Raw genomic sequence first — 25110 nt, forward strand, 5'->3', positions numbered from 1 at the left:
TCGGCAACGCCCGGTCTCCCCACCGCGCTTTATTCCGCTTACTGCGCTACACCACATGGGATGACGCTGGAGGAACTTGATCCGTGCATACCTAACCGCAACTCCAAGATGAACCCCTCACCCCACCGCCACGGTCTCTTCCTCCACCACGCGCGCGGTGGGCTGGTGCTCCCGCGTGGCCCGCTGCCATGCCCGCACCGCCAGGATCACGCCACCGGCTAGCACCATCACCTGCGCCGCCAGCACCGCCGGCCCCGGCACCCCCAGCGGCGCGCACAGGGTGGGGAGGTTGAGCAGCACCAGGAGCGCTCCCACCACCACCCCCAGCGCGGCCGGGTTCAGGCGCGTGACCAACCAGGCGGCGATCGGGGCCGCGATCACCCCGCCGATGAGCAGGGCGCCCACCAGCACAAAGTTCGCCACCAGATCCTCCCAGAGCGCCAGCACAAACCCCGCCACGGCCCCCAGCGTCACTAGGAACTCGGCGGTGTTGACCGTCCCCACCACCCGGCGCGGCTCGGTGCGTCCGAGACCGAGCAAGGTGGAGGTGGTTACCGGCCCCCAGCCGCCGCCCCCGGAGGCGTCGATAAAGCCGCCGAAGAGCCCCAGCCCCACAAGGAATCCCGGGTGGTGTGGCTTGGGGCTGCGGGCGCGCACCCGCCCCCTGGAGAATCGCCACAGGAGATTCACGCCGATGAGCAGCAGAATCGCGGCGGTGAGGGGGCGGGCGGCCTCGGTGGAAACATTGGCGAGCACCGTGGCTCCCACAAAGGCCCCCACCGCCCCGGGTATGGCCAAATACCCCACCACGCGCCAGTCCACGTTGCCAAAGCGCCAGTGGCTCAGGCCCGAGGCCAAGGTGGTTCCCAGTTCCGCGGTGTGTACCACGGCAGAGGCCTGGGCCGGGCCGATTCCCGCCAGGGCGATGAGGATGGTGGTGGAGGTGGCTCCGAAGCCCATGCCCAGGCCGCCGTCTACGAGTTGGGCGGCAAGCCCGCCCAGGCACACCAGGATCAGCGTTCGCATCAGGCGGCCCTCGCTTTCTCCGAGGCTTCGGCCTCCAGATACCTCTGCTGCACAAGGGGTGCCAGTAGCGTGCCCAGCGGCCGCGAAACCCCGATGGTGGCACCCCTTAGCGCCGCGATCCCCGGCGCCGCCGCCAGGGCCTTGGCCAGGAGCAGGCCCGGTGCCACAAAGAGCGGCACCAGGTGCAGGTTCTTATGCCGACGAGCCGCCTCAGAAAGCCCCGCGATCCCCACGCCCCGGCCCGCCCCGGTGGCGTAGACCACCGTGTGCCCGCGCCCGGTGCGCCTCGCCACCCGCGAGCACAGGGCCGCCACCTCGGTGTTGGCCCCCGGCCTAGAGGAACCCACGGCGTAAAACACCAGTTGGGCGGCGGGATCAGCGTCCGAGGCCACCGCCCCAGCCACCACGGATTCCACCTCCGGGCCCAGGCCAAGGGGCGAGGCCAGCGTCAAGTCCAGGCCGCTTCCGCGCGCTGCAAAAAGAGCAGCGGGAACATCGTGGCGCGCGTGGTAGGCGTGGGTAAAAAGCAGCGGCACCACCACCGCGCTGCGGTGTCCACGCCGGGCCAGGCGGGTCGCTAACGCGGGTAGCAAAGGATCGCTTAGTTCCAGGTGGGCCGCCTCTGCCCGCACGCCCAGCCGCGCACCGGCAACAGCGGTAAGAGCCGACACCGTCTCCCCCGCGAGGGGGTGCCGGGAGCCGTGGGCCAGGGTGATGAGCGTCATGGTGCGGCCACCAATCCCGCCGCCAGGGTGTCGCCGGTGGTGGCGTCGATCAGCAAAAACGCGCCCACCGCACCGCGCGCGGCGTAGGGCTCCACCGGGAGGGGGCGGGCCACCTCCACGGTGACGCGGGCAACGTCGTTGAGCCCCACGGGGGCGTCGGCAGTAATCCGGGTCTTTTCCAGGGCGGTGCCGTAGCGCACCTTCACCAGCGTGCCCGGCCTCAAGGGAGACTCGGATACCCCCACCACCGTGGCGGGGAAGGAGCGGGTGGTGCGCGGGGGATCGGTGGCCAGGAGGTCGCCGCGCACCACGTCGATCTCCCGATCCAGGCGCAGCACCACGGACTGCCCGGCGCGGGCTTCCTTAGCGGGGCCGTCGGCGGTGTCGATGTGGCTGACCCGCGCGGTTCTGCCTCCGGGGGTGACGATCTCCTCGCCCACGGACACCCGCCCGGCGTCCACCCGGCCCGCGTAGCCGCGATAGTCCTGGGCGTGCTCGCGGATCACGTGCTGCACGGGGAAGCGCAGCGGGAGGCGCTGGGCGCGCCCGGCGTCCACCGGGATGGCCTCTAAAACTCCCAGCACCGTGGGGCCCTCATACCAGGCCATGCGGGTGGAGGGCTGCGCCACGTTGTCCCCGTGCAGGGCGGAGATGGGCACCACCCGGACGTGCTCAATGTCGAGCTCCCGCGCCAGGGCCACGAACTCCGCCTCGATGGCGTGGAAAACCTCCTCGGAGAAACCCACCAAGTCTATCTTGTTCACCGCCAACACCAGGTGGTTTATGCCCAGCAGACCGGCCACGGTGAGGTGGCGGCGGGTTTGCTCCACGATCCCGTGGCGCGCGTCCACCAGCAGCACCACGGCCTGCGAGGTGGACATGCCGGTGACCGTGTTGCGGGTGTACTGCACGTGGCCTGGGGTATCCGCCAGGATAAAGGTGCGGGCGGGGGTGGAAAAGTAGCGGTAGGCGACGTCGATGGTGATCCCCTGCTCGCGCTCGGCGCGCAGACCGTCCACGAGGAGGGATAGATCAAGGCCCTGGAAGCCGCGCTCGGTAGAGGTGCGTTCCACGGCGGCGAGCTGATCGGCCAACACCGAGTGCGTATCGTGCAGCAGGCGGCCCACGAAGGTGGATTTGCCGTCATCCACGGAACCGGCGGTGCACAGCCGCAGCGTCTCGCGCCGGACGAGGGCCGCGCCGAAACCAGGGGAGGAAGCGGGGGCAGAAGTAATAGTGCTCATCAGAAATACCCTTCCTTTTTGCGATCCTCCATCGCGGATTCGCTGAGCCGGTCATCGGCGCGGGTGGCACCGCGCTCGGTCAGGGTGGAGGTGGCGATCTCGGCTATCACGTCCGCCACGGTGGCGGCGGTGGAGTCCACGGCCCCGGTGCAGGACATGTCCCCCACGGTGCGGTACCGCACCCGGCGGCGCTGCACCTCCTCCCCCGCGCGGGGCCCGCCCCAGGGGCCGGGGGTGAGCCACATGCCGTCACGGTGAAACACCTCCCGCTCGTGGGAAAAGTACAGGGAGGGCAGTTCTATTTCGCGCGCCCCGATGTACTCCCAGACGTCCGTTTCCGTCCAGTTGGAAATGGGAAAAACGCGGATATTCTCCCCCGGAAGGTGCGCGCCGTTATACAGCGACCACAATTCCGGCCGCTGGCGGCGCGGGTCCCAGCCGCCAAAGGAATCGCGCACGGAGAACACCCTTTCCTTGGCGCGGGCGCGTTCCTCATCGCGGCGCGCCCCGCCCAGCACGGCGTCATAGCCCTGCTGCGCGATGGTCTCCACCAGGGGCACGGTTTGAAGGGGGTTGCGGGTGCCATCGGGACGTTCACGCAGGTCACCGCGATCAATCCAGTCCTGCACCCGGGCCACGCGCAGGCGCGCGCCGGTGCGCTCCACCAGGGCGTCGCGGAACGCGAGGACCTCGGGAAAGTTGTATCCGGTATCCACGTGGAGGAGTTCAAAGGGGACGGGAGCCGGGGCGAAGGCCCGCCGGGCGAGTTCAAAAACCACCACGGAATCCTTGCCGCCGGAAAAGAGCAGGGCGGCTTTATCAAACTGCCCGGCCACCTCCCGCAGGATGTGGAGGGATTCATTTTCCAGGTCTCGTAAATGTGGGGAAAGGCTCATGAGTGTAATCCGCATTCTGTCTTGGTGGAGTGGGCCCAACGCCCGGCGCGGGGGTCCTCCCCCTCGGCCACGGGCAGGGTGCAGGTGGCGCAGCCGATGGAGGGGTACCCCCGGTGGGTCAGGGGGTGCTCGATGAGGCGGTGGCGCTCGATGTAGCGCTGGGTATCCGCCAGCGTCCAGGTGACGAGCGGGGAGATCTTCAGCCTGCCCGTGGCGTCGAGGGACAGCGCCGGGGCCTGCGCCCTGGTGGGGGCGTCGGCACGGCGCAGCCCGGTCACCCACCCGGCGTAGGGGGAGAGCGCCCGCGCCAGCGGCTCCACCTTGCGCATGCGGCAGCAGGCCGTGGGGTGCGTGCGGTATAAGTCGCGCCCGTAGGCGGCGTCCTGTTGCTTTCTGTCCAGCAGGGGCCGCACCGTGACCAGGCGTTGCGGGTAGCGCTTATCGACGCCCCCCGCTACCGCCAGCGTCTCCGGGAAATGGTATCCGGTGTCCAGGAACAAGAAGTCCGCCTCGGGCAGGTGGCGGGCGGCCAGTTCCGCGAGCACGGTGTTTTCCATGGAGAGGGTGATCGCCACCGCGCCGGGGGCGTGCTCGCGGGCCCAACCCATGATGGTGGCGGCGTCCGCGTCGTAGAGATCGGCGGCGTGGCGCTCCACCAACTCGGCGTTCTTTGCGGCTATGTCCTCGGGCAGGGGCGCGGTGGTGCGCGGCCCCTCGGGGGAGACCTCGGGGTCGCGGGCGGCGGGTCCACCCAGCAGATTCACGCGGGCGGTCATTGTTCCTCCTTGTGTCGCTGTAGCGATCGTCGTAGGGCCTGGGCCGTGGAAAGAGAGGGAGCGGGGCGCTCTGGGGGATCGTCCTGGCCGTGGTACTTCACCTCGAATACCCGCAGGCACTCGGCGCACAGCCAGGCGAACTCGGTGTGAGCGTCGGGGAAGAGTTGTTCCCCGGCGCAATAGGGGCAGTACAGGGGGTGGTTGCGGTTGGGGTTGGGCTTTCTGCGCAGGCTCATCGCAGGGCCTCCTCGTCGGCGCGGGTCACCCAGTGCCGGAACTGCTCGCCGGGTTCGCGCTGTTCCTTGAAGGCGGTGACCACGCGCACCACGTAGTCGCCCAGTTCCTCGGCCACCACCTTGTGCCCCTTGAGCTTGCGGCCAAAGTTGGGGTCGAGGGACATGGAGCCGCCCAGGTGCACCTGGAAGCCCTCCACGCGGTTGCCGTCCGCGTCCGTCACGGTTTGCCCCTTGAGGCCGATGTCCGATACCTGCGTGCGGGCGCAGGAATTGGGGCAGCCGTTCAGGGAGATTTTTAGCGGCACGTCCACGTCCCCCAGCCGCTCTTCTAACTCGTCCACCAGGGCAATGGCGCGGGCCTTGGTGGTCACGTGCGCTAGTTTGCAGAACTCCAGGCCGGTGCAGGAGATGATTCCCCGGCGGAACTCGCTCGGCGCGGAATACAGCCCTACCTCGTCGAGCGCGGCGGCCAGATCGGCCAGCCGCTCGCGGGGGACATCGAGGAAGAGCAGTTCCTTGTCCACGGTGGTGCGGATCCGGGTGATCCCAAAGCGCTCGGCCACCTCGGCCACGGCGATGAGTTGTTCCCCCGTGGTGTGTCCCACGGTGGGCTTCACGCCCAGATAGAACAGGCCGTTCTTTTGCGGGTGCGCGCCGATGTGATCCCTGTTGCCCGGGTTGGTGGTGATGGCGGGGCCGTCGATAAGCGAATACCCCAGGTACTCGCGCTCCAGCACCTCGCGGAACTTCTCCACGCCCCACTGGGCCACCAGAAACTTCAGGCGGGCGCGGTTGCGCAGGCGGCGGAAACCATAATCGCGGAAGATGCCCGCCACCCCGGCCCACACGCGGGGCACCTCGTCCAGGGGAATCCACGCGCCGAGCGGCTGGGCCAGCATGGGATTGGTGGACAGGCCGCCGCCCACAAAGCACTCGAAGCCCGCGCCGTGCTCGGGGTGCACGGAGGCCACAAAGGAGACGTCCTGGATCTCATGGGTGACGTCCTGGCGGGCGTGTCCGGAAATGGCGGTCTTGAACTTGCGCGGGAGGTTAGCGAATTCCTCCGTGCCCACGTAGCGTTCCAGGATTTCCTCGATGGCGGGGGTGGCATCGATGATCTCCTCAGCGGCCACCCCGGCCACCGGGGAGCCCAGGATCACGCGCGGCACGTCACCGCAGCCCATGAGGGTGGAAAGGCCCACGGAGTCGAGCCTCTCCCAGATCGCGGGGACGTCCTCGATGCGGATCCAATGCAACTGGATATTCTGGCGATCCGTGAAGTCCGCCGTGCCGCGCGCGTAATCGCGGGAAATTTCCCCCACCACGCGCAACCGCTCCGGGCTGGCCTGGCCGCCGTCGAAGCGCACCCGCATCATGAAGTATTTGTCCTGCAACTCGGAGTTATCCAGCTGCCCGGTGTATTCCCCGCCCAGATCCTGGCGACGCTGAGTGTAGATGCCCAGCCACTTCAGGCGCGGGGCCATGTCCTCTGCGGCGATGGATTCAAAGCCTTGCTGGGAATAAACGTCGATCACGCGCTGCTTGATGGCAAAGGCGTCCTCTTGTTGCTTGATGCGCTCGTCATCGTTGAGCGGGCTGCGCCCGTCGATCTTCCACTGCCCCTCGGGCTTGGGGGCCCTGCGGGGGCGGCTGGCGGGGCGAGGGCGGGTTGCGGTGTGTGGTGCCATGGTGCGTGGCTCCTTGGGAAACGGTGTGACAAAGAACGGTTCGGGAAGTGTGCACCACCATAGTCATACCGATCGGTCTATAAAGAATGTTCCGATCTGTCTATACTACTAACCGCCCGCAATACCTCCTCCCAACTGCATAAACACAAGAAAAACGGGCGTGAAAATAAATACACCCAGACCAACCTGTCTATCTTGCCCCGCAAGCGCCAAGCAAACGGAAAGTAAACAAGAAATAACGCCACGGAAACTTTGAGTGAACTTTCCCCCGCCCCGCTTCGCCGCATTATCCTCCCCGCCCCACCGGGATTAGCCTACCTAGAGGTATCCCACTGTTCCCCGTTTCCCGCCGCTTTCAGGAGGCCCCGTGAACACGCACATCGCCCGCCGCAACTTCCTCAAAAGCGCCAGCCTTCTGGGCGTCGCCACGCTAGGCGCCACCACCGTGGGCCGCAACTTCCCCCGCGCCCGCGCCGAGGAACCCGGCGCCCCCTTCCAGCACTCCGTGGCATCAGGCGATCCGCTGCCCGAGGCCGTCATCATCTGGACGCGCGTCACCCCCACCCCGGAGGCCCTTCCCGGCTCCGGCATCGGCCCGGACACCCGCGTGGCCTGGGAGGTAGCCACCGACGCCGAGTTCACCGTCCCCGCGCAGCACGGCGAATACCCCGCCACCACGGACACCGACCACACCGTGAAAATCGACGTCCAGGGCCTCAAACCCGACACCGCGTACTTCTACCGCTTCCGCATTATCGACGGCCCCGCCGCCGGCACCTACTCCCGCACCGGCCGCACCCGCACCATGCCCGCCGACGGTACCGCCGCCACCCACGCGCGCTTCGGCGTAGCAAGCTGCTCCAACTTCGAATCCGGCTACTTCCGCGGCTACCGCGACATGGCCGAGCGCGAAGACATCCAATTTGTGCTCCACCTGGGCGATTACACCTACGAATACGAGACCGGCGGATACAACGGCCTCTACGACACCCAGGTGCGCACCGTGCAACCCGCCAACCGCACCCGCACCCTGGCCGATTACCGCATCCGCCAGGGCATCTACCACCTCGACCCCGACCTCGCGGACCTCCACGCCGCCAAACCCATGATCGCCATCTGGGACGACCACGAGTTCGGGGACAACGCCTGGCGCGAGGGACTAGGCGGCAACTCCGCCGAAAAAGACGACGTCTTTGCCGCCATCAAGGCCGAGGCCAGCCGTGCCTACTTCGAGTGGATGCCCGTGCGCCCCTCCGGCCCGGACTCCTCCGGGCTCAGCCAGCGCCTCTACCGCACCCTGCGCTACGGAAGCCTCTTCGAGTTCATCATCCCCGACCTCCGCTCCTACCGAGACATCCAACTGCTCCAATACGGCGAGGCCAACCGCACCAACACCAACCCGGACTTCCTCCGCGAGGCCGCCAACCCCGAGCGCTCCATGCTCGGCTCCGAACAATTCCAGTGGTTCTCCGACTCCCTCACCGCCTCCACCGCCCAATGGCAGATCGTGGCCAACGAGGTCATGTTCGCCCCCATGACCCTGCCGGACAGCATCGACCCCCGCGTGCACTCCTGGCTGGTAGACAAACTCGGCGTGCCCGACCAAGGCTTCCCCCTCAACACGGATCAGTGGGACGGCTTCATGGCCGAGCGCCAGCGCATCATCGACCTCATCGCCGGCAACGGCATGAACAACGTGGTATTCCTCACCGGAGACATCCACTCCTCCTGGGCCAGCGACATCCCCCGCGACATCTTCTCCTACCGCGCCCAGCGCGGCGGACAGGCCGCCGCCACCGAGTTCGTGACCCCCTCCATCAGCGCCCCCGGATTCTTCGAGAGCGTGGCCTCCAAACCAGAACTCGCGGAGTCCATGCGCGGCGTAGTGGGCATGGCCCAGGAGGCCCTGAAATTCATGGACCCCTGGTACAAGATGATCGACTTTGAGCACCACGGGTACATGACCATCGACGTCACGCCCCAGGCCGTGCGCGCCGACTGGTTCTACACCGCCGACGTGCTGCACCCCGACACTCCCTTCTTCGCCGGGCCCAGCTACCAGGCGCTGGCCGGGCAGCCGGGGGCGGTGCGGGTGTAAGGGCTTTTCTGGGGCGGGCTTCAAGAAGCTTGGGTGAGCGTCTGGCCGACTCAGCCACAGGGGTTGTTGTAATCCCCCTCCACCTGAGTGAGTTGGCGCGCGTAAGCGCCCGAATACTGCTGGGCGGCGGCGCACGCCGCAGAGCGATCCGCGCCGTAATCGTAATAGATGGGAATGATGTACCCGCCGTCATATTCCGCATCAATGAACGAGCGGCCCTGACTATCCGGCTTGTTGGCCCGCAAGGACGGACACGCCCCCGGCTTGGCGGTCTTGGCTACCGGATAGTTATTGAGACGCTGCTGCACCACCTGATCCTCCCCAGGGAGGCGCTCGGGGAGAACAACGCTATCCACAATCGTGATGTACCGGCCATCGCACTGGGGCTGCTCGTAAGCAGCCAGGCTTTCTACGCCGGCTAAAGAAGCAGTTTGTTGAGGCGCGTTCTGTGCGGTCTGCCGTGGCTCTTGGTAATCACTGCAATCGGGCACCAAATCGATAACCCCCTGGGGTGCACCCTGTGCCGCAAGGGCCTGCGTGTCCCAACAGGCTGCCGCAGTACCACCGTTAGATTTGGCCGACACCGATTGCCACGTGGAACCGTCCCAGAACAAAGGCGATCCGGTTCCGTCAGTACCACCTATCCCCGCCTCAGCCCATTGCCCATCACAATACCCCACTACGGAATCCCCAGGTTTACTCTCATATTTATCCCACACAATACGACCACTCTTACCCAAAGAAGCCAACTCCCCACACGTATCCGCGTTTTCCCGCTTAGCATCTGCGCGTGGAGTGCTCTCCGAATTCACCGTGGTCGGGGTTTCCACGTTCTTTTCCGTTTCCCCAGCAGACCTCACCGCAGTAGATGTCACGGGAGCCTCCGCCTGCACAGAAGCACCGCTCACCTCTCCCCCGTCACCAGAGCTACAGGCCACAAGCAGCCCCGCCCCCAAGATCATCGAGCAGACAATCTTTCCATAGGAACCTCGCGCCACCTCAGCAGGCATCCCCCAGCAGGAAGTACTGACGTTCTTTCTATTCACCATGTTCTTTCCTCTCAAAGAAAGGTCAAGCGATACCAGATAAGATATAACACAGAATATCCCACCCGCCCCTTCGACTAGAAAAGTAGCAAAGATTCTACAGAAGCATCACACACCCACGCTCAGATAAAAGCAAGGAAGTAAAGAAATAATGTCACGATTGTTCAGATTAATCTCACCACCGATTCCACCGTAGATTTCTTGCATTTTTCTAGACAGGGATCAGTGCAGCCACCAATGAAGGCAATCACTCTGGCGTGGTACAGCCCTACCCCCAAGCAGCGCTCCCCTCCGCGCCTCCCATACAGGCAGGAAAGTACCACACTGCGCCTTGCACGGCCTCGCCCCATACAAGAAAACGATCCGTCCGACACCCAAAGAGCGCCTACGGAGCCGATCATGGAATCACCGCTCCGCTACACAACGCCCACTACACAGAAGAGAGTTTCCGATTAATCAGCGCGTTGAGAGAAACTCCCTCTCGTGCCGCCTCCATAACCAGATCTCGATGCAGAGAATGGGAGGTGCGTACCTGAAACTTCCCGGAGTAGGTCTGCGCCCCAAAAGGGGTAGGAACAGCCTCTCCGCTTTCCTTCATATCCTCAAGTACATCCGCAACGAGGTTCACCAGTCCGTCCTCAGCTTCACGGCGCAGCGGGGCTAACCACGATAGGGAAGGAAACTCTAGAACCGTCGCCACATACTCTTGATCTTCCTCCGACCAAAAGACCTGGTAGGTGTACTTCTCCGCATCCATCATCATCGTCCTTCCTTCTGCAACTTTTCTATAGCCCGAAGCACCTGCTCAACCTGGTATTTCTTGGCCTTGCCATGATCGTTTTGGATATTGACTCGGGGGTCTCCCGGCCACGGCATCCGATACACCTGGTGTGGCCCACGCCGGGATCGAGGCTCCCCAAAGAAATGGCTACATATTTTTCTCCAGGTCAGAGAACCGCACGTTAGCAGGCGAGCTACGGAAACTATCGAGCATGAGCAGGGCCTTCTCTTCGCGCACGCAGAAATGATACTACATGCGGTACTATATTAGTGCGGCAGTTGTGACGCCCACCCGAACCTGAGAGTTGAATCGGCAGGAAGTCAGACACCCTCCCCGGCGCTGCGCGGAACCTTCCCCCATGAGACCTACGGCTCACTCATGGCTTAATTCTTAGGGCACCGCGCCGTCCACCCTTTAAGGTAAGGGGAACACCGTTTCCCGTTCCCCACCCCCTAGAAGGCATGACCTCCACCACCTTTGTCCTCGGTAGCCTCGGCGTGCTGCTCTCGCTGCCCGCATGGTTCCTCTTTATCCGCGCCGCCTGGCGCATCTTCCGGCTGATTTCCTCCGGCACCACCTCCCCCGGCCGGTTCTCTCACCCGTTGCGCCGCCTGGGCCGCGTGCTGGTGGAGGTGTTCGCGCACCCGCGCATGATGAAAAAGCCGTGGGTGGGGGCCGCGCACTGGGCGGTGATGGTGGGGTTCCTCTTTGGCGCCGTGGTGTGGTTTGAGGCCTATATCCAGGCCTTTTATCCCGCCGGGGGGTGGCCGCTGCTGCACCATTGGCCGCCGTATCACTTCGCGGAGGAGGTGCTGGCGGTGGGCACGCTGCTGGGGATCGCGCTGCTCATCGGCGTGCGCCTGCGCCTGGGACACACGGATAAGGGCAGTCGCTTCTATGGCTCTAATCCCACTGCGGCCCGCCTGATCGAGGCCGTGGTGGCTACCGAGGCCCTGGGAATGTTGCTGGTCAAGGCCGCCAAGATCGCCGCCTATGGCGGTGGTTCCCCGTGGGCGGACTTCCTGAGTATCCGCCTCGCCGCGCTGCTGCCGGCCTCGCCGGTGCTGGTCAGTGCGTTCGCCCTGGCAAAACTGCTGGACGGCATGGTCTTTCTCGTGGCCGTGGCCCTGCACCTGAATTGGGGCGTGGGCTGGCACCGCTTCCTGGCGTTTTTCACCATCTTCTTCCGCCGCGAGCGTCCCCTCGGCCCGCTCCAACCGGTCTCCCTGGACGATGCCGAGGAGGGGGAGCAGGTGGGCGTCGGCACGCTGCCCCAGGCTCCCTGGAAGATGCTTCTCGACGCCACCACCTGCACCGAGTGCGGACGCTGCCAGGAATTGTGCCCGGCGTGGAATACGGATAAGCCGCTAAGCCCCAAGTTATTGATGACCTCCCTGCGGGACGTGGCCTTAGATAATGAGAAGTATCTGCGCGATCCTTCCCTGTATCAGGCAGATTCCTCCGAGGCCGGAGTGGACGTGCTGAAATTAGTGGGCCAGAATCAGGCCGTTCACCCCGATGTGCTGTGGAGTTGCACCAATTGCGGTGCCTGCGTGGAACAGTGTCCGGTGGATATTGAGCACATAGACCACATCACCGATATGCGCCGATTCCAGGTGCTGGTGGATTCCGATTTTCCCTCGGAATTGGCGGGAATGTTCAAGAACCTTGAGGTCAAGGGCAACCCCTGGGGGCGTAATTCCGCCGAGCGCGCCACCTGGGTGGAGGAGGCCCGTCGCGATGGCATAGAGGTGCCCGTGGTGGGCGAGGATGTCATGGACTTCTCCGATACCGAGTATCTCTTCTGGGTGGGCTGCGCCGGTGCCTTTGACGATGAGGGCAAAAAGACCACCCGCGCCGTGGTGGAATTGCTCCACACCGCCGGGGTGAAGTTTGCTGTCCTCTCCACGGGAGAAAATTGCACCGGCGATCCCGCCCGCCGCGCGGGCAACGAGTTCCTGTTTCAGATGTTGGCCACCGACACCATCGCCACTCTTAATAACACCTTTGAGGGCGTTCCCCAGGGCCAGCGCAAAATCATCACCACCTGCCCGCACTGTTTTAACACCCTGCGCAACGAGTACCCGGACTTTGACGGGCACTACGACGTTTTCCATCACACGCAATTACTCAATCGCCTGGTGCGCGAAAAGCGCCTGACCCCCGTGCCGCGCGGCCCACATAACCGCAAGCCCATCACGTACCACGATCCCTGCTTTCTGGGCCGCCACAACAAGGTTTTTGATCCTCCCCGCGCGCTCCTCGGGGCCACCGGCATGGAACTCCGCGAGATGGATCGCAACCGCAACGAGGCCTTCTGCTGCGGCGCCGGTGGCGCGCGCATGTTCATGGAAGAAAAACTCGGCACCCGCATCAACGAGTTTCGCACCCAGCAGGCGCTGAACACCGGGGCGGAAGAAATCGCCGTCGGCTGCCCCTTCTGCAACACCATGATGAGCGGCGGAGTCAAGGCGCTGAGCGAGGAGCCCTCCCAGGCTCCGGTGGTGCGCGACGTCGCCCGCATGTTGCGGGATTCCGTGCTGGTCGATGGTCACCTGCCCGCCCCGCGCGAACGCGAGTTCCTCGATGCCCCCGTGCGCACCGCGCTGCCGCTCACTCCGAAGAAACTATCGACGCCGCCCGCTCCCGAGCAAAGTAAGGTACCGGCTCCCGCTTCGACTCCGCCCCCCACCCCCTCGGGGACAGCGGTACCGCAGCCCGGTGGCGCGGTTCCCGTTCCGGGGGGCGCGCCCGTGCCGCCGACGCCCCCCATTCCGCAACCGGGTGGTGCGGTGCCCACCCCCGGTGCAGCCACACCTGCGCCACCGCAACCTGGAAGCGCCGTGCCCAAACCCGGTGCTTCTGTTCCACGGCCAGGTAGTGCGGTGCCCGTTCCTGGTGGTTCTGCCCCCACGCCTCCTCAGCCTGGGAACGCAGTGCCCCGGCAGGAGAGTTCGGTTCCTACCCCGCCACAACCCGGCGGCGCAGTGCCACCCCCAGGAGGCTCCGCACCAGCCCCCGGCAGCGCCGTTCCTACCCCGCCCCGGCCCGGTAACTCGGTACCACGCCCAGGAAGCACCGTCCCCAAGCCCAGCCAATCTGTTCCTACCCCGCCGCAACCAGGCAATGCCGTGCCGAAGCCGGGTGGCGCAGTGCCGCCTCCCGGAGCATAGCCCTGCTCCAAAAGCGCTTTCCTGCGATAGGATGAGCACCATGAATGATCGTGTTCGTCTCAGCGATGATGAGCGTGCCCAGGCTATGTCCCTCCTGGGCACTGCCTTTTCCCAGGGACGCCTCGGGGTGGATGAATACGATGCCCGCTGCCAGGCCGCAGCCCGCGCACAGTATCGTTACGAAATCGAACAGCTTTTTATTGATCTTCCTCCGCTGCCGGTTCACCAGGTGGATAAGTCCGTCCAGGTATATTCCGCCGAGGAGATTGAGGCCGCTCGGCAGGCCTCCCGGTATCCCAAGGCTGGGATTCTGGCGCTGACCTCCATCATTGCTCTGTGGATCTCCTTTGCCAATCAGAATCCCACTGCGGCCCTGGTGGCCATTCCCACCGTCTTCGTCCTGCTCTACATACTCAAGATCGGCCCGTCCGCGTGGAATGCCCCTAGCCCCCGGGCCTTGAACAAGCGGCGGGTTCGGGAGATCAAAGAAGCCGAGCGTCAACGCGCCATCGAGCGGCGCGCGCAGCGCCTAGAACTCCAGCACGAGTTGAAGAACAGCGCCTACAACTTTGCGCGGAGCACCATGCAGCGGCGTCAGTAGCAACACCAAGTGACAATGTTCTGACACGATTGTCGCAACATTGTATGCGCCCTGACCTGCGGTAGTGACAATCTATACGCCCCGTAGTGACAATCCATCTGACAAACTGACACACACATCCCCACCATTGTCACCATAATTGTCACTACCCCCACACCCGGACGTTCTAGGATAGTTCCCATGAACGAGACCCCCGCCCCCAAGCAACCCCGCAAGCGCCGCGAGTTCGACCAGTCGGAGAAGATGAAGAATGTTCTCTACGAGATCCGCGGCCCCGTCGCCGCCGAGGCCGAGCGCATGGAACTTGACGGCCACCGCATTCTCAAACTCAACACCGGCAACCCAGCCGTGTTTGGCTTCGACGCCCCAGACGTCATCATGCGGGACATGATCGCCTCCCTGCCCACCTCACAGGGCTATTCCACCTCCAAGGGTATTATCCCGGCGCGCCGCGCCATCGTCACCCGCTACGAACTCATCGACGGCTTCCCCTCCTTCGACGTCAACGACGTTTTCCTGGGCAACGGCGTATCCGAGCTCATCACCATGACCACCCAGGCTTTGCTTAACGACGGCGACGAGGTGCTCATTCCCGCACCGGATTACCCGCTGTGGACTGCCGCGACGTCGCTAGCCGGGGGCACTCCGGTGCACTATTTGTGCGACGAGGAGGATAACTGGAACCCCTCGCTAGAGGATATTCGGGCCAAGGTGACGGATAAGACCAAGGCCATCGTGGTGATTAACCCCAATAATCCCACCGGCGCGGTGTACTCCCGCGAGATTTTGCAGGGGATCGTGGACATTGCCCGCGAGCATGGCCTCCTGATCCTGGCCGATGAGATTTATGACCGCATTCTGTATGACGGCGCACAGCATATCTCCATCGCGGGGCTCGCCCCGGATCTGCTCACCATCACGTTTAACGGGCTGTCCAAGGCATACCGCGTGGCGGGGTATCGCGCGGGGTGGATGGTGCTCACCGGGCCGAAGAGTCACGCGCGCGGGTTCATCGAGGGGCTGGAACTCCTGGCCGGCACCCGCCTGTGCCCCAACGTTCCCGCGCAGCACGCGATCCAGGTGGCCCTGGGCGGGCGGCAATCCATCTACGACCTCACCGGAGAACACGGCCGCCTGTTGCGGCAGCGCAACGTGGCCTATGAGAAGCTCAACGCCATTCCCGGCGTGAGTTGCGTGAAACCCATGGGTGCCCTGTACGCCTTCCCCCGGCTCGACCCCAACGTGCATGAGATTCACGATGACGGGCAATTCATGCTGGATCTGCTGCGCAAGGAGAAGATCCTGATGGTGCACGGCACCGGATTTAACTGGCCCACCCCGGATCACTTCCGTGTGGTCACCCTGCCCTGGGCCTCGGAACTAGAGGACGCGATCGAGCGGCTGGGGAACTTCCTGAGCAGTTATAAGCAGTAGCCCCGCCCCATCAGAGAGAAGTTGTTTCAAAGTTGTTGTCGAAACTTTGAAACAACTTCTCTGCGTCTACAGCCCGCCCGTCGCCGCATCGCCGCAGTTCAACGGCATAAAACAAGTAAAACAAGTTTCGACGAGTATTTACGGCACTACCCCCAACCACCCTCATAGGCTACTATTCCCCACTATCAAGAATAGTTATCATTACCGGGCGCGGCTCCGCCTGCGCTCCGTCCACTCTAAGGAGCACCATTGGGCCGTCACCGCCCCTCCCCCACAGCGCTCACCCTCCCCCGCCTGGCGCTGCTCATAGGCATCACCCTGTCCTGCCTGGCCTCTGCCATCGCCGTGGCCTTGAACTGGCCCAATGCAGAACGCGCCGAGGTCTCCGAGACCTTCGCCTCCTCGGCCTTTAATCGCACCCTCGTGGAGGGCACCGTGACGCTGGTGGACGGCAACGCCTGCAACTCGCCGTCGATAGGCACCATCTTTGACGGCTCCCCGGTGACCCCTCTGGAGTCCTCCGGGCAGGACTGCCGCCGGGCGCTGGTGGACATCACCTCGGGCGAGTTCGCCGGAAAGCGCACCATGCTTGTTTCCTACGGCATGCCGGGGGAGCCCGAGTTGCAGGAGGGTGAGAAGATTCATCTCACCGAAACCCGCGCGGAAGATGGCCGCGTGAGCATGGCCTTTGCCGATTACCAGCGCGGCACTCCCCTGTTGATCTGGGGCATCGTCATTGTTGTAGCGCTCATCGTCTTTGCCGGGTGGCGGGGATTCCGCGCCCTGATCGGCCTAGCCGTCACCCTCGCCATGATCGGCTTCTTCCTCCTCCCCGCGCTCGCCTCCGGCCGCGATTCCGCACTGCTCGCCGTGATTACCGGGGCCCTGGTGCTCCTCGTGGTGGTGCCGCTGGTACACGGGCTGAACTGGAAGTCCGCGGCGGCCCTCGGTGGCACTCTGCTCGCCCTCCTCGTGGCGGCGGGCCTAACCTCCATCGGCCTGCGCACCACGGAGGTGCGCGGCCTGGGCTCGGATGAAAACCTCACCATCCTGCTCTATCTCCCGGAGGTTTCAGTGTTGGGGCTGCTCGCGGCGGGCTTCATCATCGGCACGCTGGGGGTGCTCAACGACGTCACGATTGCCCAGGCCTCCACGATCAACGAACTCTCCGCGCTCGACCCGGAGGCGAGCCCGTGGAGGCTTTTCCTCGGCGCAATGAAGGTGGGACAAGACCACATCGCCTCGGTGGTGTACACCCTAGTGCTCAGCTACACCGGCGCGGCGCTGCCGCTGCTCCTGCTCATCTCCGTGGCCCAGCGCCCGCTCGGGGAGACCTTGAGCAGCGACGTGGTGGCCACGGAATTACTGCGCTCCGGGATCGGCGGCCTGGCTTTGATCCTCGCAGTGCCGCTCACCACCCTGATTGCGGCATGGACGGTACCGGAGCGGTCCCCGAAATAGAAGAAACCGGGTGCTCCCCTTTTTCAGAGCACCCGGTTTTTCTTAGCTCACCGCACTACGCCGTGGAGTGATCCGGCAGCTCGGGGCGGATCACCTTGCCCATCGGGTTACGCGGGAAGTCCTTCATGAAGAACACGTCGCGGGGAGCGTGGGCTGCGGAAAGCTCGTCCACGATGATCCGGCGCACCTCTTCCTCAGTGAGGTCCTCGGCGGAAACGCCCTCGGCTCGGATGATGTACGCGCGCAGCGCCTGGCCAAACTCCGCGTCCTTCACGCCGTGCACGTGAGCGTCCTCCACGCGGGGATCGCGGATGAGCAGATCCTCCAGCTCGGAGGGGAAGATCTTTTCACCGAACTGGGTAATCACCAGGTCATCGGCGCGGCCCAGCACGTAGAGGCGGTCACCCTTCTTGTATCCGCGGTCACCCATGCGCAGGAGGTTGTTCACCACGCGCACCGGCACGTCGGGATCGGTGTAGCCAGCGAACATGTCGTAGCATCCTGCGTAGATCTCGCCGATCTCGCCGTCCGGAAGCAGATTTCCCTCGTCATCGCGGATCTCAATGAGATAACCGGGGTAGATGCGCCCGGTCAGGCTGGGATCTGCTGCCAGCATCTCCGGCGGGGAGACCGCCAGGGCGGCGGTCTCCGTGGAACCGTAGCTGTTGCAGAGGATGGGGCCAAAGAGTTCCACCACGCGGGTGACCTCATACTCGGTGAGCGGGCTGCCGGAGGAGCAGATGAACTCCAGGCCGTCCACGTGCTTCACGTTCCGCTCATCCAGCTCCGCGATGATGGAACGCAGGCGCGAGGCCGCAGAGATCCACGCCGTGACCTTATATTTATCAAAGACCTCCAGCGTCTCGTCCACATCAAAGTGACGGCGGGTGATGATGGTGGAGCCTGTCAGCATAGCCACGAGCATGTTCGCCCACCCGTAGAAGTGGAAGAGCACGCCGTGCAGCATCACCACCATGTCTTGCCGCCACGGGATCGAGGCAAAGGCCGGGGCGATACCCTGCGGGGAAAGCAGCTGACGCCGCACCACGCCCTTGGGCATTCCCGTGGTGCCCGAGGTCATCACCACGTGAGCGGACTTGGTGGGCTTCTCCGGGAGACGATCCTCGTTGACCAGCAGGCGCGTCTCATCAATGATCTGGTTGAGAGTCTTGAGTCCGTCGGGTGCGCCCTTATCGGTGTACCCGATGATGATGTTGAACTTTTCCTTCGTCTCAGGCAGGAGGCGCTCGTAGAACTCCTCGTCCACGATGAAGGCATCAACCTCGTGGTATTCCAGCACCTTATGAATCTGCGGGCCGGAGCTGTTGGCGTTAATCATAAAGATGTGGTAGCCCAGCAGCTGCCGCGCGCACAGGGGGAAGATCGCTGCGCGGCCGTTCAGGGCCATCACCGCCACGTTATCGCCATCCCGGATGCCAAAGTCCTGCAACCGGTGGGCCAGGCGATACACGTGATCGAAGAACTCCGCGTACGTCAGCTCGCCCTCATCATCCACCAGACCCAGGCGCTCGGGGTGACGCTTGGCCGTCAGCGTCAGCGTGCCGCCCTCCAGGCTGCCCCAGCGCTTGCGCAACCTCATCTCACCGGGAATCTCCGAGGCCGGAGAGGTTTCCAGAACATTGCGCTGCTTCATCGTCTTGAGGAAGAAGAGGAACTGCTTGATGATCTCCTTCCGAGGCACACCGTGCTCTGCCTCGGGGGTGAGAGTGTATCTAGCCATTGAAAAGCCTTTCTCGTTGTACTTAATTAGGATTAGTCAAAAACGTCACTGACGTAGCTGAACTCTTCGTGCTCCATGCGCTGCACGTACTCCGCGGCGTCGTCGGCGGAAAGCCGGTACGCCTCGGCCACCATGCGGGTGATCGTGAGGCGTGCCGAGGGCGCTAGGCGCTCCGCGTCTCCACACACATACAGGCGCGCACCCTGCTTCACCAGTTCCATGACCTCGTCACGATCCTGCCACAAGCGATCTTGCACGTACTTGATTATTCCGTCGATTCCCTGCTCCGGGTGCCGGGAAAAGGCCGGACGCATGTCCACCACGCCCTGCTCGGACCACCGCTCGAACTGCTCGGCGTAGAGGTAATCGGAATCCTTGCCATGGCAGCCGTAGAAGAGCAGGCTGCGCCCCGGGGTCACTCCCTGTTCCTCGGCGCGCAGGGCGGCGTCCTCCACGAAGGCGCGCAGCGGGGCCAGGCCCGTGCCCGCCCCGATGAGGATCATCGGGCGGGTGACGTCCTCCTCCGCGCGGAAATGCTCCGTGCCGGGAATCACGCTGACGGGCACAGAGGCGCCCACCGGCAATTCCGCAAGATACGTGGAGGCAATACCCGCGTACTGCCCACGGCCAGACCAGGCGGGCTCGTTAATCACAGTGAAGGTGAGCGCGGGGCGGTTGGCCCCCTCGGTGAGCGCCGAGGAGGAAATGGAGTACCGGCGCGGGGCCAGCGGTTCCAGCATGTTCACAAAGTCCTCGAACTCAACCTGCACGGAGGGATACTCCTCCAACAGATCCAGCACGCTGCGGCGCTTCTTTTGCACCTCGGCCTCATAGGCCTCCGCCTCCAGCAAGGCCATCAGCCCCGCCTTCTCCGGCGGGCAGGGGCACGTCTCGGCCAGGGCCTGCACGTGCCGACGCCCCGCCGGGAGCGTGAGTTCCACGTACCCGCCGAGCAGTTCCGCGATGCTCACCGGCTCGCCCAGTGGCAGGAAGCTCTCGCGCCCGTCCAGGCGCACGCGGGTATCCGAGTTCAGGTTGAACCTGGCCAACACCCGATCCACCAGGGCCTGCGGGTTACGCGGCAAGACCTCCAGGTAATCGCCGGTGCGATAGGTCTGTCCCTCCGGCAGGCGGATAGCCACGTGGTGCTTGGCGTGGATCGGCCCCTCGTCCTCCGTGGGGCTCATGGCGTAGCTTTCCTCCACCACGCCTCGCACGAAGCCCTCGCTGTTCTCCGTGCGCAGGGTCTCACCGCGGCCACCGTCCACGATCTCCAGGCTGACCTTCTCCGTAGCGGAAACCGCGGAGTGCTCCACCTCTTCAAGTTCGGAGACGGCCTCCCACAGGCCCTCGGCCCATTCCTCGAAGGCACCCACGTAGTCGCTGCGTACATCGCCCACGCCGCGCTCCACGATGCGGTTCGCGCCGAGGGCGGCAAGCTGGTCGTCGATAAGCGTGGGGATGCGGTGGAACGTGGCCGCCCATTCGCTGTTGCCGCAACCAAAGACGGCGTAATCCACCCCGCTGAGGTCGATGGAGGCATCGCCGCTGATCCACTCCACGAACTTCTTGGCGTTCTCCGTGGGCAGGCCCTCATAAGAGGCGGTGCAGATCAGCACCGGGCCGTCCGTGGACAGGTTGTCCACGGCGTCATCGAGGTCAAGGGTAGTAACCTCATAGCCCTGGGCGGTGGCAAAGGCCGCCAGGCGGCGCGCAAAGTTCCGGCTGGTGCCGGCGTTCGACCCCACCAAGATCTGCACGTTATGCCCGTTCGGGGAGGACTCCACCTCGGCATGCGCCACGGGGCACTCCATGCCGGAGACGTCCGCGTCCACGCCGGTGGTCTTTTTCTCCTCGCCTCGGCCCCGATAGGGGCACTCGGGGCGGGGGCGCACGTTGATATAAAAGTCCTTCGGCTTGGAAGTCAGGCCGTCCAAAACCTCCAGCTGATAGCCAGGGTCCGCGAGCTCAATGTCAAAGTGCTGGATAATCAGGGCCAGCACCATCGTGGCCTCTTGCAGCGCAAAGGCGCGCCCCAGACAGGAGCGCTGCCCGTTACCAAAGGGCTTCCACGCATTGTGCGGAATCTTCTTGGCGTTCTCAAAGTCAAAGCGCTCGGGGCGGAACTCCTCCGGGTTGTCCCACACTTTGGGATCGCGGTGCATGAGCGGGAGGATCACCAGGAGAATGTCCCCCGGATGCGCCTCGAAGCCCTCGTGTTCCTCGTCCGCGCCCACAATGGTGCTCTCGTAGGGAGTCACCGCGAAAGCGGGAGCGGTGGGGTACAGGCGCAGGCCCTCGCGCAGAATCTGATCGATATAACCAAGGTTCTTGAGGTCCCCGTGCTCGGGGAACCGCCCACCCAACACCTCATCGACGATCTTGCGCGCCTTGAGCCACACGCGCGGGTTACGCAGCAACTCGTAGATGGTGAAGCTCAACAGACCCGAGGTGGTCTCATGGCCCGCGATCAGGAAGGTTACCAGCTGGTAACGCAGGTTCTCATCGGAAAGGGATTCCCCAGTCTCGGGATCCTTGGCGGACAGCATCACATCGAGAATGTCCTCCTCGCCCGCAGGGCTGGGGTTTTCCCGGCGTTCCGCGATGAGGGTATCCACGATCTCATTCATCGTGTCAATGTTCTTATCAAAGCGGCGCTGGCCTAAAACGTTCAACTTCTTTTGAACGTCGGTGGCATGTGCCCTACGCCCCGACTCCCCCAGGGCATCGCCCATGGACTCGATGAAGGGATGGAAACCCTCGGAGTAGAAGGAATTAAAGCGATAGCTAAACGAGCAAAGAGCAATGGTGTCCAAGGTCAGGCGGGTGAAGTCTCCGGGAATATCCACGGGGACGTCCGGGCGCGTACGCGCCCACTTCATAAGTAACTGATCCGCGATGTCCGTCATGCCGTCATACATGGCCTTGAGCGCCACCGGGTTGAAGGCCGGCATGAGGATGCGGTGAGCCTTGGCCCACTCGGGGTCCTCCTGCTCCGCGGTGAACAAACCGTTTCCGGCGAAGTTGCGGATCTCCCGGAGGGAGGAATGAAGCTGCTTTTTAAAGCGTGTCTCATCCGAGAGTTCGTTGACCAACCGCTGGGAACTGACGATATACAGCGGATTGTGTCCGGGGAAGTGGTGAGCGTACACCTCCCCGTATTTCTCACCGAGCCTCACCGCGGACTGCACGAGGTTATTGGGGTTGATGGTGTATGCGGTTCCGATACCTGGTAGGGGCTTGGGTCCAGGAACAGCGGTGGTCATGGAAAGCGGAGATCCTTACTTTTTATTTGGAAAAATTCAACGGCACTAACAATCGCCGGTGAATTTCCCGGGGACTCTGAGAAACGGGGTACGCGCGAGAAACCGAGGAGATACGCAAAGTGCCTCGCTCCGGAGGGATCGAGGCACCCGGCTAGACCATCCGTACTACGGATACTGGGTTAGCCGTAATACTCAATCAGCTGGCGCGTATCCGGCCATGCGTTGAGGGTGCGCTCCACAAAGTCATCCAGCTCCAGGGATCCGGTGAAGTGAACCAGCGGGGTGGTCAGGGGGTAGTCGTTGACGATCTGGGTCAGCAACTCAGGGCTCATGGGGAGATTCTCCTTATGCGTTAAATTCTTGCACCACGCGGTTGGCGTAGTAGCCATGACCAGCATCGGTGAGGTGGAAGGTGAAGTTGTGCGGCATGTCATCAAAGATCGCGGCACTTAGGCGATTCGGGTTGGGCGAGCAACCGTTGTTGTCATTGGCCAGGTTGATCTCGCTCACCATGTCCAGGTACTGCGAACCCGTGGCCTGCGCGGCCGCGCGCTGAGCATTGCGCAGCTCGTCCTGGTAGTAGGAAACGATCGGGAAGTACCAGTGGGACACCACGCCGAGGAGGTTGGTGGCGCAGGTGTGGTTGGCACCGTCGGTCTGATCCGGAAGTCCCAGCATAACCACCTTGGCCTGCGGAGCCGCCTGCTTGATCCGATTGAGGGCGCGGGTCACGTTCTCGTGGTACAAGGCGTTACGGCGCTCCTGGCCCACGTTCTCATAGTTACCGGGCTGCCACAGATCGTTCACGCCGATGGAAACGGTCACGAGCTTGGTGCGGCCGTCAAGAGCGCCAGCGTCCAGGGCCTTGGTCACCTGATCGTTGATCGTGTCATGGGGAATGGCACTCTTGGGGTTTTCCTCCATGTACGCGGTGGCGCCACCACAGGAGTAATCCTCAAGGCGCAGGCCCGTCTGCTGGGCCACCTGCGACGGGAAGTTATTGGGCCCCTGGGCGCAGAATCCCTCACGGATGGTGGGCCACTGAATATCCAGGCCCTGCCTCTGCGCGCGGGTCACCATGATGTCCAGCACGGTCGGGTTTGCCGCCAAGGAATCACCAAAGCTGACGTAGCTATCGTTCGCATCGGGATTGATCGGGGCGGGTGCCGCCACCTTCGGCTGCGGAATCGGGGACTGCGCCTTAGCAACCTCCCCCAGGAACTGCGCACCAGCGTCCTGCTGATTCTCCTGCGCGAGGGCAGTTCCTCCCCCCCCCCTGCTAGGCCCATGCCGACCACCGTGCACACGGTGGTGAGGGCAAGCGAGACTCGTCGTTTCATTGAACCACCTTCCTCAACTATCTTTCACTGTCGCTGAAGGTACAAAAGTAGCCTACTGCGAACTTAACCAGCAACTAATTTGTCCAACTCCGCGCACCGGCGGCGGACAGAAACCACCGAAATTGACACCAATGATACCCCTCCCCCGCTCGCCGCAAGCGGAGCGGAAATGCGGGGTCAAGGGGGTAAACTGGAGTCACTTCCGACTACTTCCGCCACATGAGCCACAGGCGTCACACGGCTCTTCCTAGAGCATAGACATCCCAGCCAGCCTCCCGCCACCGGGAAAGGTCCAATACATTGCGCGCGTCAATCAGGTTGCGCCGCTCCACCCAACCCGCCGTTTCCACCGGATCAAGATCGCGGAACTCCTGCCACTCCGTAGCCAAGATCACCACCTGCGCGCCACGCAACGCCTCCTCCGCAGTGGGAGCATAGGCCAGCGTGGGAAAAACACCTTGCGCATTATCCATCGCCTGCGGGTCATAGACCGTTACATGGGCCCCCGCCAGGGAAAGCGAACCCGCCACGTTCAAGGCCGGGGAATCTCGCACATCATCCGAGTTTGGCTTAAACGCCGCACCCAGCACGCACACCCGCACCCCGATCAGCGAATGCTCGCAGAAGCGCCTTGTTAGCTCCACCACGCGCTCGCGGCGTCGTTGGTTGATGGCATCCACCTCGCGCAGGAACGTCAGCGCCTGATCCACCCCCAACTCCCCTGCGCGCGCCATGAACGCCCGAATATCCTTAGGCAAACACCCGCCGCCAAAGCCCAGGCCCGCGCCTAAGAACTTGTGCCCGATGCGCTCGTCCTGCCCCAGCGCGTACGCCAGGGAGGTCACGTCCGCGCCCGCCGCCTCGCACACCTCCGAGACCGCATTGATAAAGGAAATCTTGGTGGCCAAGAAGGCATTGGCAGAGACCTTCACCAACTCCGCCGTGGGGAGATTCATCACCAAAAACGGCGTGCCCTCCGCGATCGGGGCGGCGTAAATCTCCCGCACCACGGCCTCCGCCCCCGAGCCCTCGCGCAGGCCCAGCACCAAGCGATCCGGGTGGATCGTATCCTCCACCGCGTGCCCCTCACGCAGGAACTCCGGGTTCCAGGCAACCTCCACGTTGGTTCCCGGCCGCGCCAGGGAATCCGCCAGCTCCTGCAACTCCGCCGCCGTGCCCACCGGCACCGTGGACTTGCCCACGATCAGGTGCTCCCCCTCCAACAACGGCACCAACTGCTCGATCACCGCGCGCACATAGGTGAGATCGGCGGCGTAGGAACCGCGTCGCTGCGGGGTACCCACCGCCAGAAAATGCACCGTGGCATGCTCCGCAGCCCGGGCATACTCCGTGGCAAACCTCAGCCTGCCCGCCTCCAGGTTGCGCCCCAGCACCTCCGGCAAGCCCAGCTCATAAAACGGCACCCTCGCGGCCGCCAGGGCGTCGATCTTGCGCTTATCGACGTCCACCCCCACCACATCGTGCCCCAACTCCGCCATGCAGGCGGCATGCGTGGCCCCCAGGTATCCGGTTCCAATGACGCTTAGCTTCATGCCCCCAGGGGTACGCCCTTCTGGT

The 25110-nt window shown here is 64.0% G+C and carries 19 protein-coding genes; 5 read left to right on the forward strand and 14 right to left on the reverse strand.

Going from position 1 to position 25110, the window contains the following annotated elements; translation table 11 throughout:
- Nucleotides 1-117: 117 nt before the first annotated feature.
- Genes Cocul_RS10900 through Cocul_RS10930 form a run of 7 tightly spaced genes read right to left on the reverse strand, consistent with a single transcriptional unit; the run spans nucleotide 118 to nucleotide 6591 of the window.
- Nucleotides 118-1026: a sulfite exporter TauE/SafE family protein gene (locus Cocul_RS10900; RefSeq protein ID WP_055123314.1), complete on the reverse strand. Its 909-nt coding sequence runs from the start codon at nucleotides 1024-1026 to the stop codon at nucleotides 118-120.
- Entirely contained in the window at nucleotides 1026-1751 is a 726-nt protein-coding gene (locus Cocul_RS10905) for a sirohydrochlorin chelatase (protein ID WP_055123315.1), read from the reverse strand. The genes Cocul_RS10900 and Cocul_RS10905 overlap by 1 nt, the downstream gene beginning before the upstream one ends.
- Entirely contained in the window at nucleotides 1748-2995 is a 1248-nt protein-coding gene (locus Cocul_RS10910; RefSeq protein WP_055123316.1) for a sulfate adenylyltransferase subunit 1, read from the reverse strand. Before Cocul_RS10910 ends, Cocul_RS10905 begins: the two co-directional genes overlap by 4 nt.
- A complete protein-coding gene (cysD, locus tag Cocul_RS10915) occupies nucleotides 2995-3891 on the reverse strand; it encodes a sulfate adenylyltransferase subunit CysD (protein ID WP_055123317.1) in 897 nt (298 codons plus the stop codon). The genes Cocul_RS10910 and cysD overlap by 1 nt, the downstream gene beginning before the upstream one ends.
- A complete protein-coding gene (locus Cocul_RS10920; protein ID WP_055123318.1) occupies nucleotides 3888-4667 on the reverse strand; it encodes a phosphoadenylyl-sulfate reductase in 780 nt (259 codons plus the stop codon). Before Cocul_RS10920 ends, cysD begins: the two co-directional genes overlap by 4 nt.
- Nucleotides 4664-4903, reverse strand: a complete 240-nt coding sequence (locus Cocul_RS10925) for a hypothetical protein (RefSeq protein ID WP_055123319.1) — start codon at nucleotides 4901-4903, stop codon at nucleotides 4664-4666. Before Cocul_RS10925 ends, Cocul_RS10920 begins: the two co-directional genes overlap by 4 nt.
- A complete protein-coding gene (locus tag Cocul_RS10930; RefSeq protein WP_055123320.1) occupies nucleotides 4900-6591 on the reverse strand; it encodes a nitrite/sulfite reductase in 1692 nt (563 codons plus the stop codon). Before Cocul_RS10930 ends, Cocul_RS10925 begins: the two co-directional genes overlap by 4 nt.
- Before the next feature lie 367 nt (nucleotides 6592-6958).
- Between Cocul_RS10930 and Cocul_RS10935 the strand changes: the two genes are divergently transcribed.
- Nucleotides 6959-8689 carry an alkaline phosphatase D family protein gene (locus Cocul_RS10935; protein ID WP_055123321.1) on the forward strand — a complete coding sequence of 577 codons (1731 nt, stop codon included), beginning with the start codon at nucleotides 6959-6961 and terminating at the stop codon, nucleotides 8687-8689.
- Nucleotides 8690-8739: 50 nt separating this feature from the next.
- Here Cocul_RS10935 and Cocul_RS10940 read toward each other — a convergent pair whose 3' ends face one another.
- On the reverse strand, nucleotides 8740-9045 hold the full coding sequence (locus Cocul_RS10940; RefSeq protein ID WP_150114471.1) for a hypothetical protein: 306 nt from the start codon (nucleotides 9043-9045) through the stop codon (nucleotides 8740-8742).
- 1120 nt (nucleotides 9046-10165) lie between these two features.
- Nucleotides 10166-10492: a type II toxin-antitoxin system HicB family antitoxin gene (locus Cocul_RS10945; RefSeq protein ID WP_055123427.1), complete on the reverse strand. Its 327-nt coding sequence runs from the start codon at nucleotides 10490-10492 to the stop codon at nucleotides 10166-10168.
- A 485-nt stretch (nucleotides 10493-10977) separates the two neighbouring features.
- On the opposite strand from Cocul_RS10945, the gene Cocul_RS10950 reads away from it, so the two are divergent.
- The 4 genes from Cocul_RS10950 (at nucleotide 10978) to Cocul_RS10965 (ending at nucleotide 17185) form a co-directional block, all read left to right on the forward strand.
- A complete protein-coding gene (locus tag Cocul_RS10950) occupies nucleotides 10978-13689 on the forward strand; it encodes a (Fe-S)-binding protein (protein ID WP_055123323.1) in 2712 nt (903 codons plus the stop codon).
- Between the two features lie 40 nt (nucleotides 13690-13729).
- On the forward strand, nucleotides 13730-14290 hold the full coding sequence (locus tag Cocul_RS10955) for a DUF1707 SHOCT-like domain-containing protein (protein ID WP_160318515.1): 561 nt from the start codon (nucleotides 13730-13732) through the stop codon (nucleotides 14288-14290).
- Nucleotides 14291-14470: 180 nt separating this feature from the next.
- The gene (locus Cocul_RS10960; protein WP_055123325.1) at nucleotides 14471-15724 is read left to right on the forward strand and encodes a pyridoxal phosphate-dependent aminotransferase; all 1254 of its coding nucleotides are present in this window, start codon (nucleotides 14471-14473) and stop codon (nucleotides 15722-15724) included.
- A gap of 249 nt (nucleotides 15725-15973) precedes the next feature.
- Nucleotides 15974-17185, forward strand: coding sequence for a YibE/F family protein (locus tag Cocul_RS10965; RefSeq protein ID WP_055123326.1), 1212 nt, complete (start codon nucleotides 15974-15976; stop codon nucleotides 17183-17185).
- Between the two features lie 55 nt (nucleotides 17186-17240).
- Here the strand turns inward: Cocul_RS10965 and Cocul_RS10970 are convergent, their stop codons facing one another.
- From Cocul_RS10970 to Cocul_RS10985, 5 genes are all read right to left on the reverse strand, one after another.
- Nucleotides 17241-18926 (reverse strand): AMP-binding protein, encoded by a 1686-nt coding sequence (locus tag Cocul_RS10970; RefSeq protein ID WP_055123327.1) that lies wholly within the window; start codon nucleotides 18924-18926, stop codon nucleotides 17241-17243.
- Nucleotides 18927-18958: 32 nt separating this feature from the next.
- Nucleotides 18959-22192, reverse strand: a complete 3234-nt coding sequence (locus Cocul_RS10975) for a bifunctional cytochrome P450/NADPH--P450 reductase (RefSeq protein WP_055123328.1) — start codon at nucleotides 22190-22192, stop codon at nucleotides 18959-18961.
- A 179-nt stretch (nucleotides 22193-22371) separates the two neighbouring features.
- Nucleotides 22372-22524, reverse strand: a complete 153-nt coding sequence (locus Cocul_RS12520; RefSeq protein ID WP_160318516.1) for a hypothetical protein — start codon at nucleotides 22522-22524, stop codon at nucleotides 22372-22374.
- A 13-nt stretch (nucleotides 22525-22537) separates the two neighbouring features.
- Nucleotides 22538-23365: a GDSL-type esterase/lipase family protein gene (locus tag Cocul_RS10980; RefSeq protein WP_055123329.1), complete on the reverse strand. Its 828-nt coding sequence runs from the start codon at nucleotides 23363-23365 to the stop codon at nucleotides 22538-22540.
- 400 nt (nucleotides 23366-23765) lie between these two features.
- Nucleotides 23766-25085 carry a UDP-glucose dehydrogenase family protein gene (locus Cocul_RS10985; protein ID WP_055123330.1) on the reverse strand — a complete coding sequence of 440 codons (1320 nt, stop codon included), beginning with the start codon at nucleotides 25083-25085 and terminating at the stop codon, nucleotides 23766-23768.
- Between the last annotated feature and the right edge of the window lie 25 nt (nucleotides 25086-25110).

It is taken from the genome of Corynebacterium oculi (genome assembly GCF_001412105.1).
In the GTDB taxonomy this organism is placed as follows: domain Bacteria; phylum Actinomycetota; class Actinomycetes; order Mycobacteriales; family Mycobacteriaceae; genus Corynebacterium; species Corynebacterium oculi.

What these genes read in the sequence shown, in the direction of transcription:
- Cocul_RS10925 (WP_055123319.1), bottom strand. Translation starts at nt 4,903, where the DNA reads ATGAGCCTGCGCAGAAAGCCCAACCCCAACCGCAACCACCCCCTGTAC.
- Cocul_RS12520 (WP_160318516.1), bottom strand. Translation starts at nt 22,524, where the DNA reads ATGAGCCCTGAGTTGCTGACCCAGATCGTCAACGACTACCCCCTGACC.
- Cocul_RS10945 (WP_055123427.1), bottom strand. Translation starts at nt 10,492, where the DNA reads ATGGATGCGGAGAAGTACACCTACCAGGTCTTTTGGTCGGAGGAAGAT.
- Cocul_RS10960 (WP_055123325.1), top strand. Translation starts at nt 14,471, where the DNA reads ATGAACGAGACCCCCGCCCCCAAGCAACCCCGCAAGCGCCGCGAGTTC.
- Cocul_RS10975 (WP_055123328.1), bottom strand. Translation starts at nt 22,192, where the DNA reads ATGACCACCGCTGTTCCTGGACCCAAGCCCCTACCAGGTATCGGAACC.
- Cocul_RS10955 (WP_160318515.1), top strand. Translation starts at nt 13,730, where the DNA reads ATGAATGATCGTGTTCGTCTCAGCGATGATGAGCGTGCCCAGGCTATG.
- Cocul_RS10900 (WP_055123314.1), bottom strand. Translation starts at nt 1,026, where the DNA reads ATGCGAACGCTGATCCTGGTGTGCCTGGGCGGGCTTGCCGCCCAACTC.
- Cocul_RS10950 (WP_055123323.1), top strand. Translation starts at nt 10,978, where the DNA reads ATGACCTCCACCACCTTTGTCCTCGGTAGCCTCGGCGTGCTGCTCTCG.
- Cocul_RS10985 (WP_055123330.1), bottom strand. Translation starts at nt 25,085, where the DNA reads ATGAAGCTAAGCGTCATTGGAACCGGATACCTGGGGGCCACGCATGCC.
- Cocul_RS10930 (WP_055123320.1), bottom strand. Translation starts at nt 6,591, where the DNA reads ATGGCACCACACACCGCAACCCGCCCTCGCCCCGCCAGCCGCCCCCGC.
- cysD (WP_055123317.1), bottom strand. Translation starts at nt 3,891, where the DNA reads ATGAGCCTTTCCCCACATTTACGAGACCTGGAAAATGAATCCCTCCAC.
- Cocul_RS10910 (WP_055123316.1), bottom strand. Translation starts at nt 2,995, where the DNA reads ATGAGCACTATTACTTCTGCCCCCGCTTCCTCCCCTGGTTTCGGCGCG.
- Cocul_RS10970 (WP_055123327.1), bottom strand. Translation starts at nt 18,926, where the DNA reads ATGGCTAGATACACTCTCACCCCCGAGGCAGAGCACGGTGTGCCTCGG.
- Cocul_RS10905 (WP_055123315.1), bottom strand. Translation starts at nt 1,751, where the DNA reads ATGACGCTCATCACCCTGGCCCACGGCTCCCGGCACCCCCTCGCGGGG.
- Cocul_RS10920 (WP_055123318.1), bottom strand. Translation starts at nt 4,667, where the DNA reads ATGACCGCCCGCGTGAATCTGCTGGGTGGACCCGCCGCCCGCGACCCC.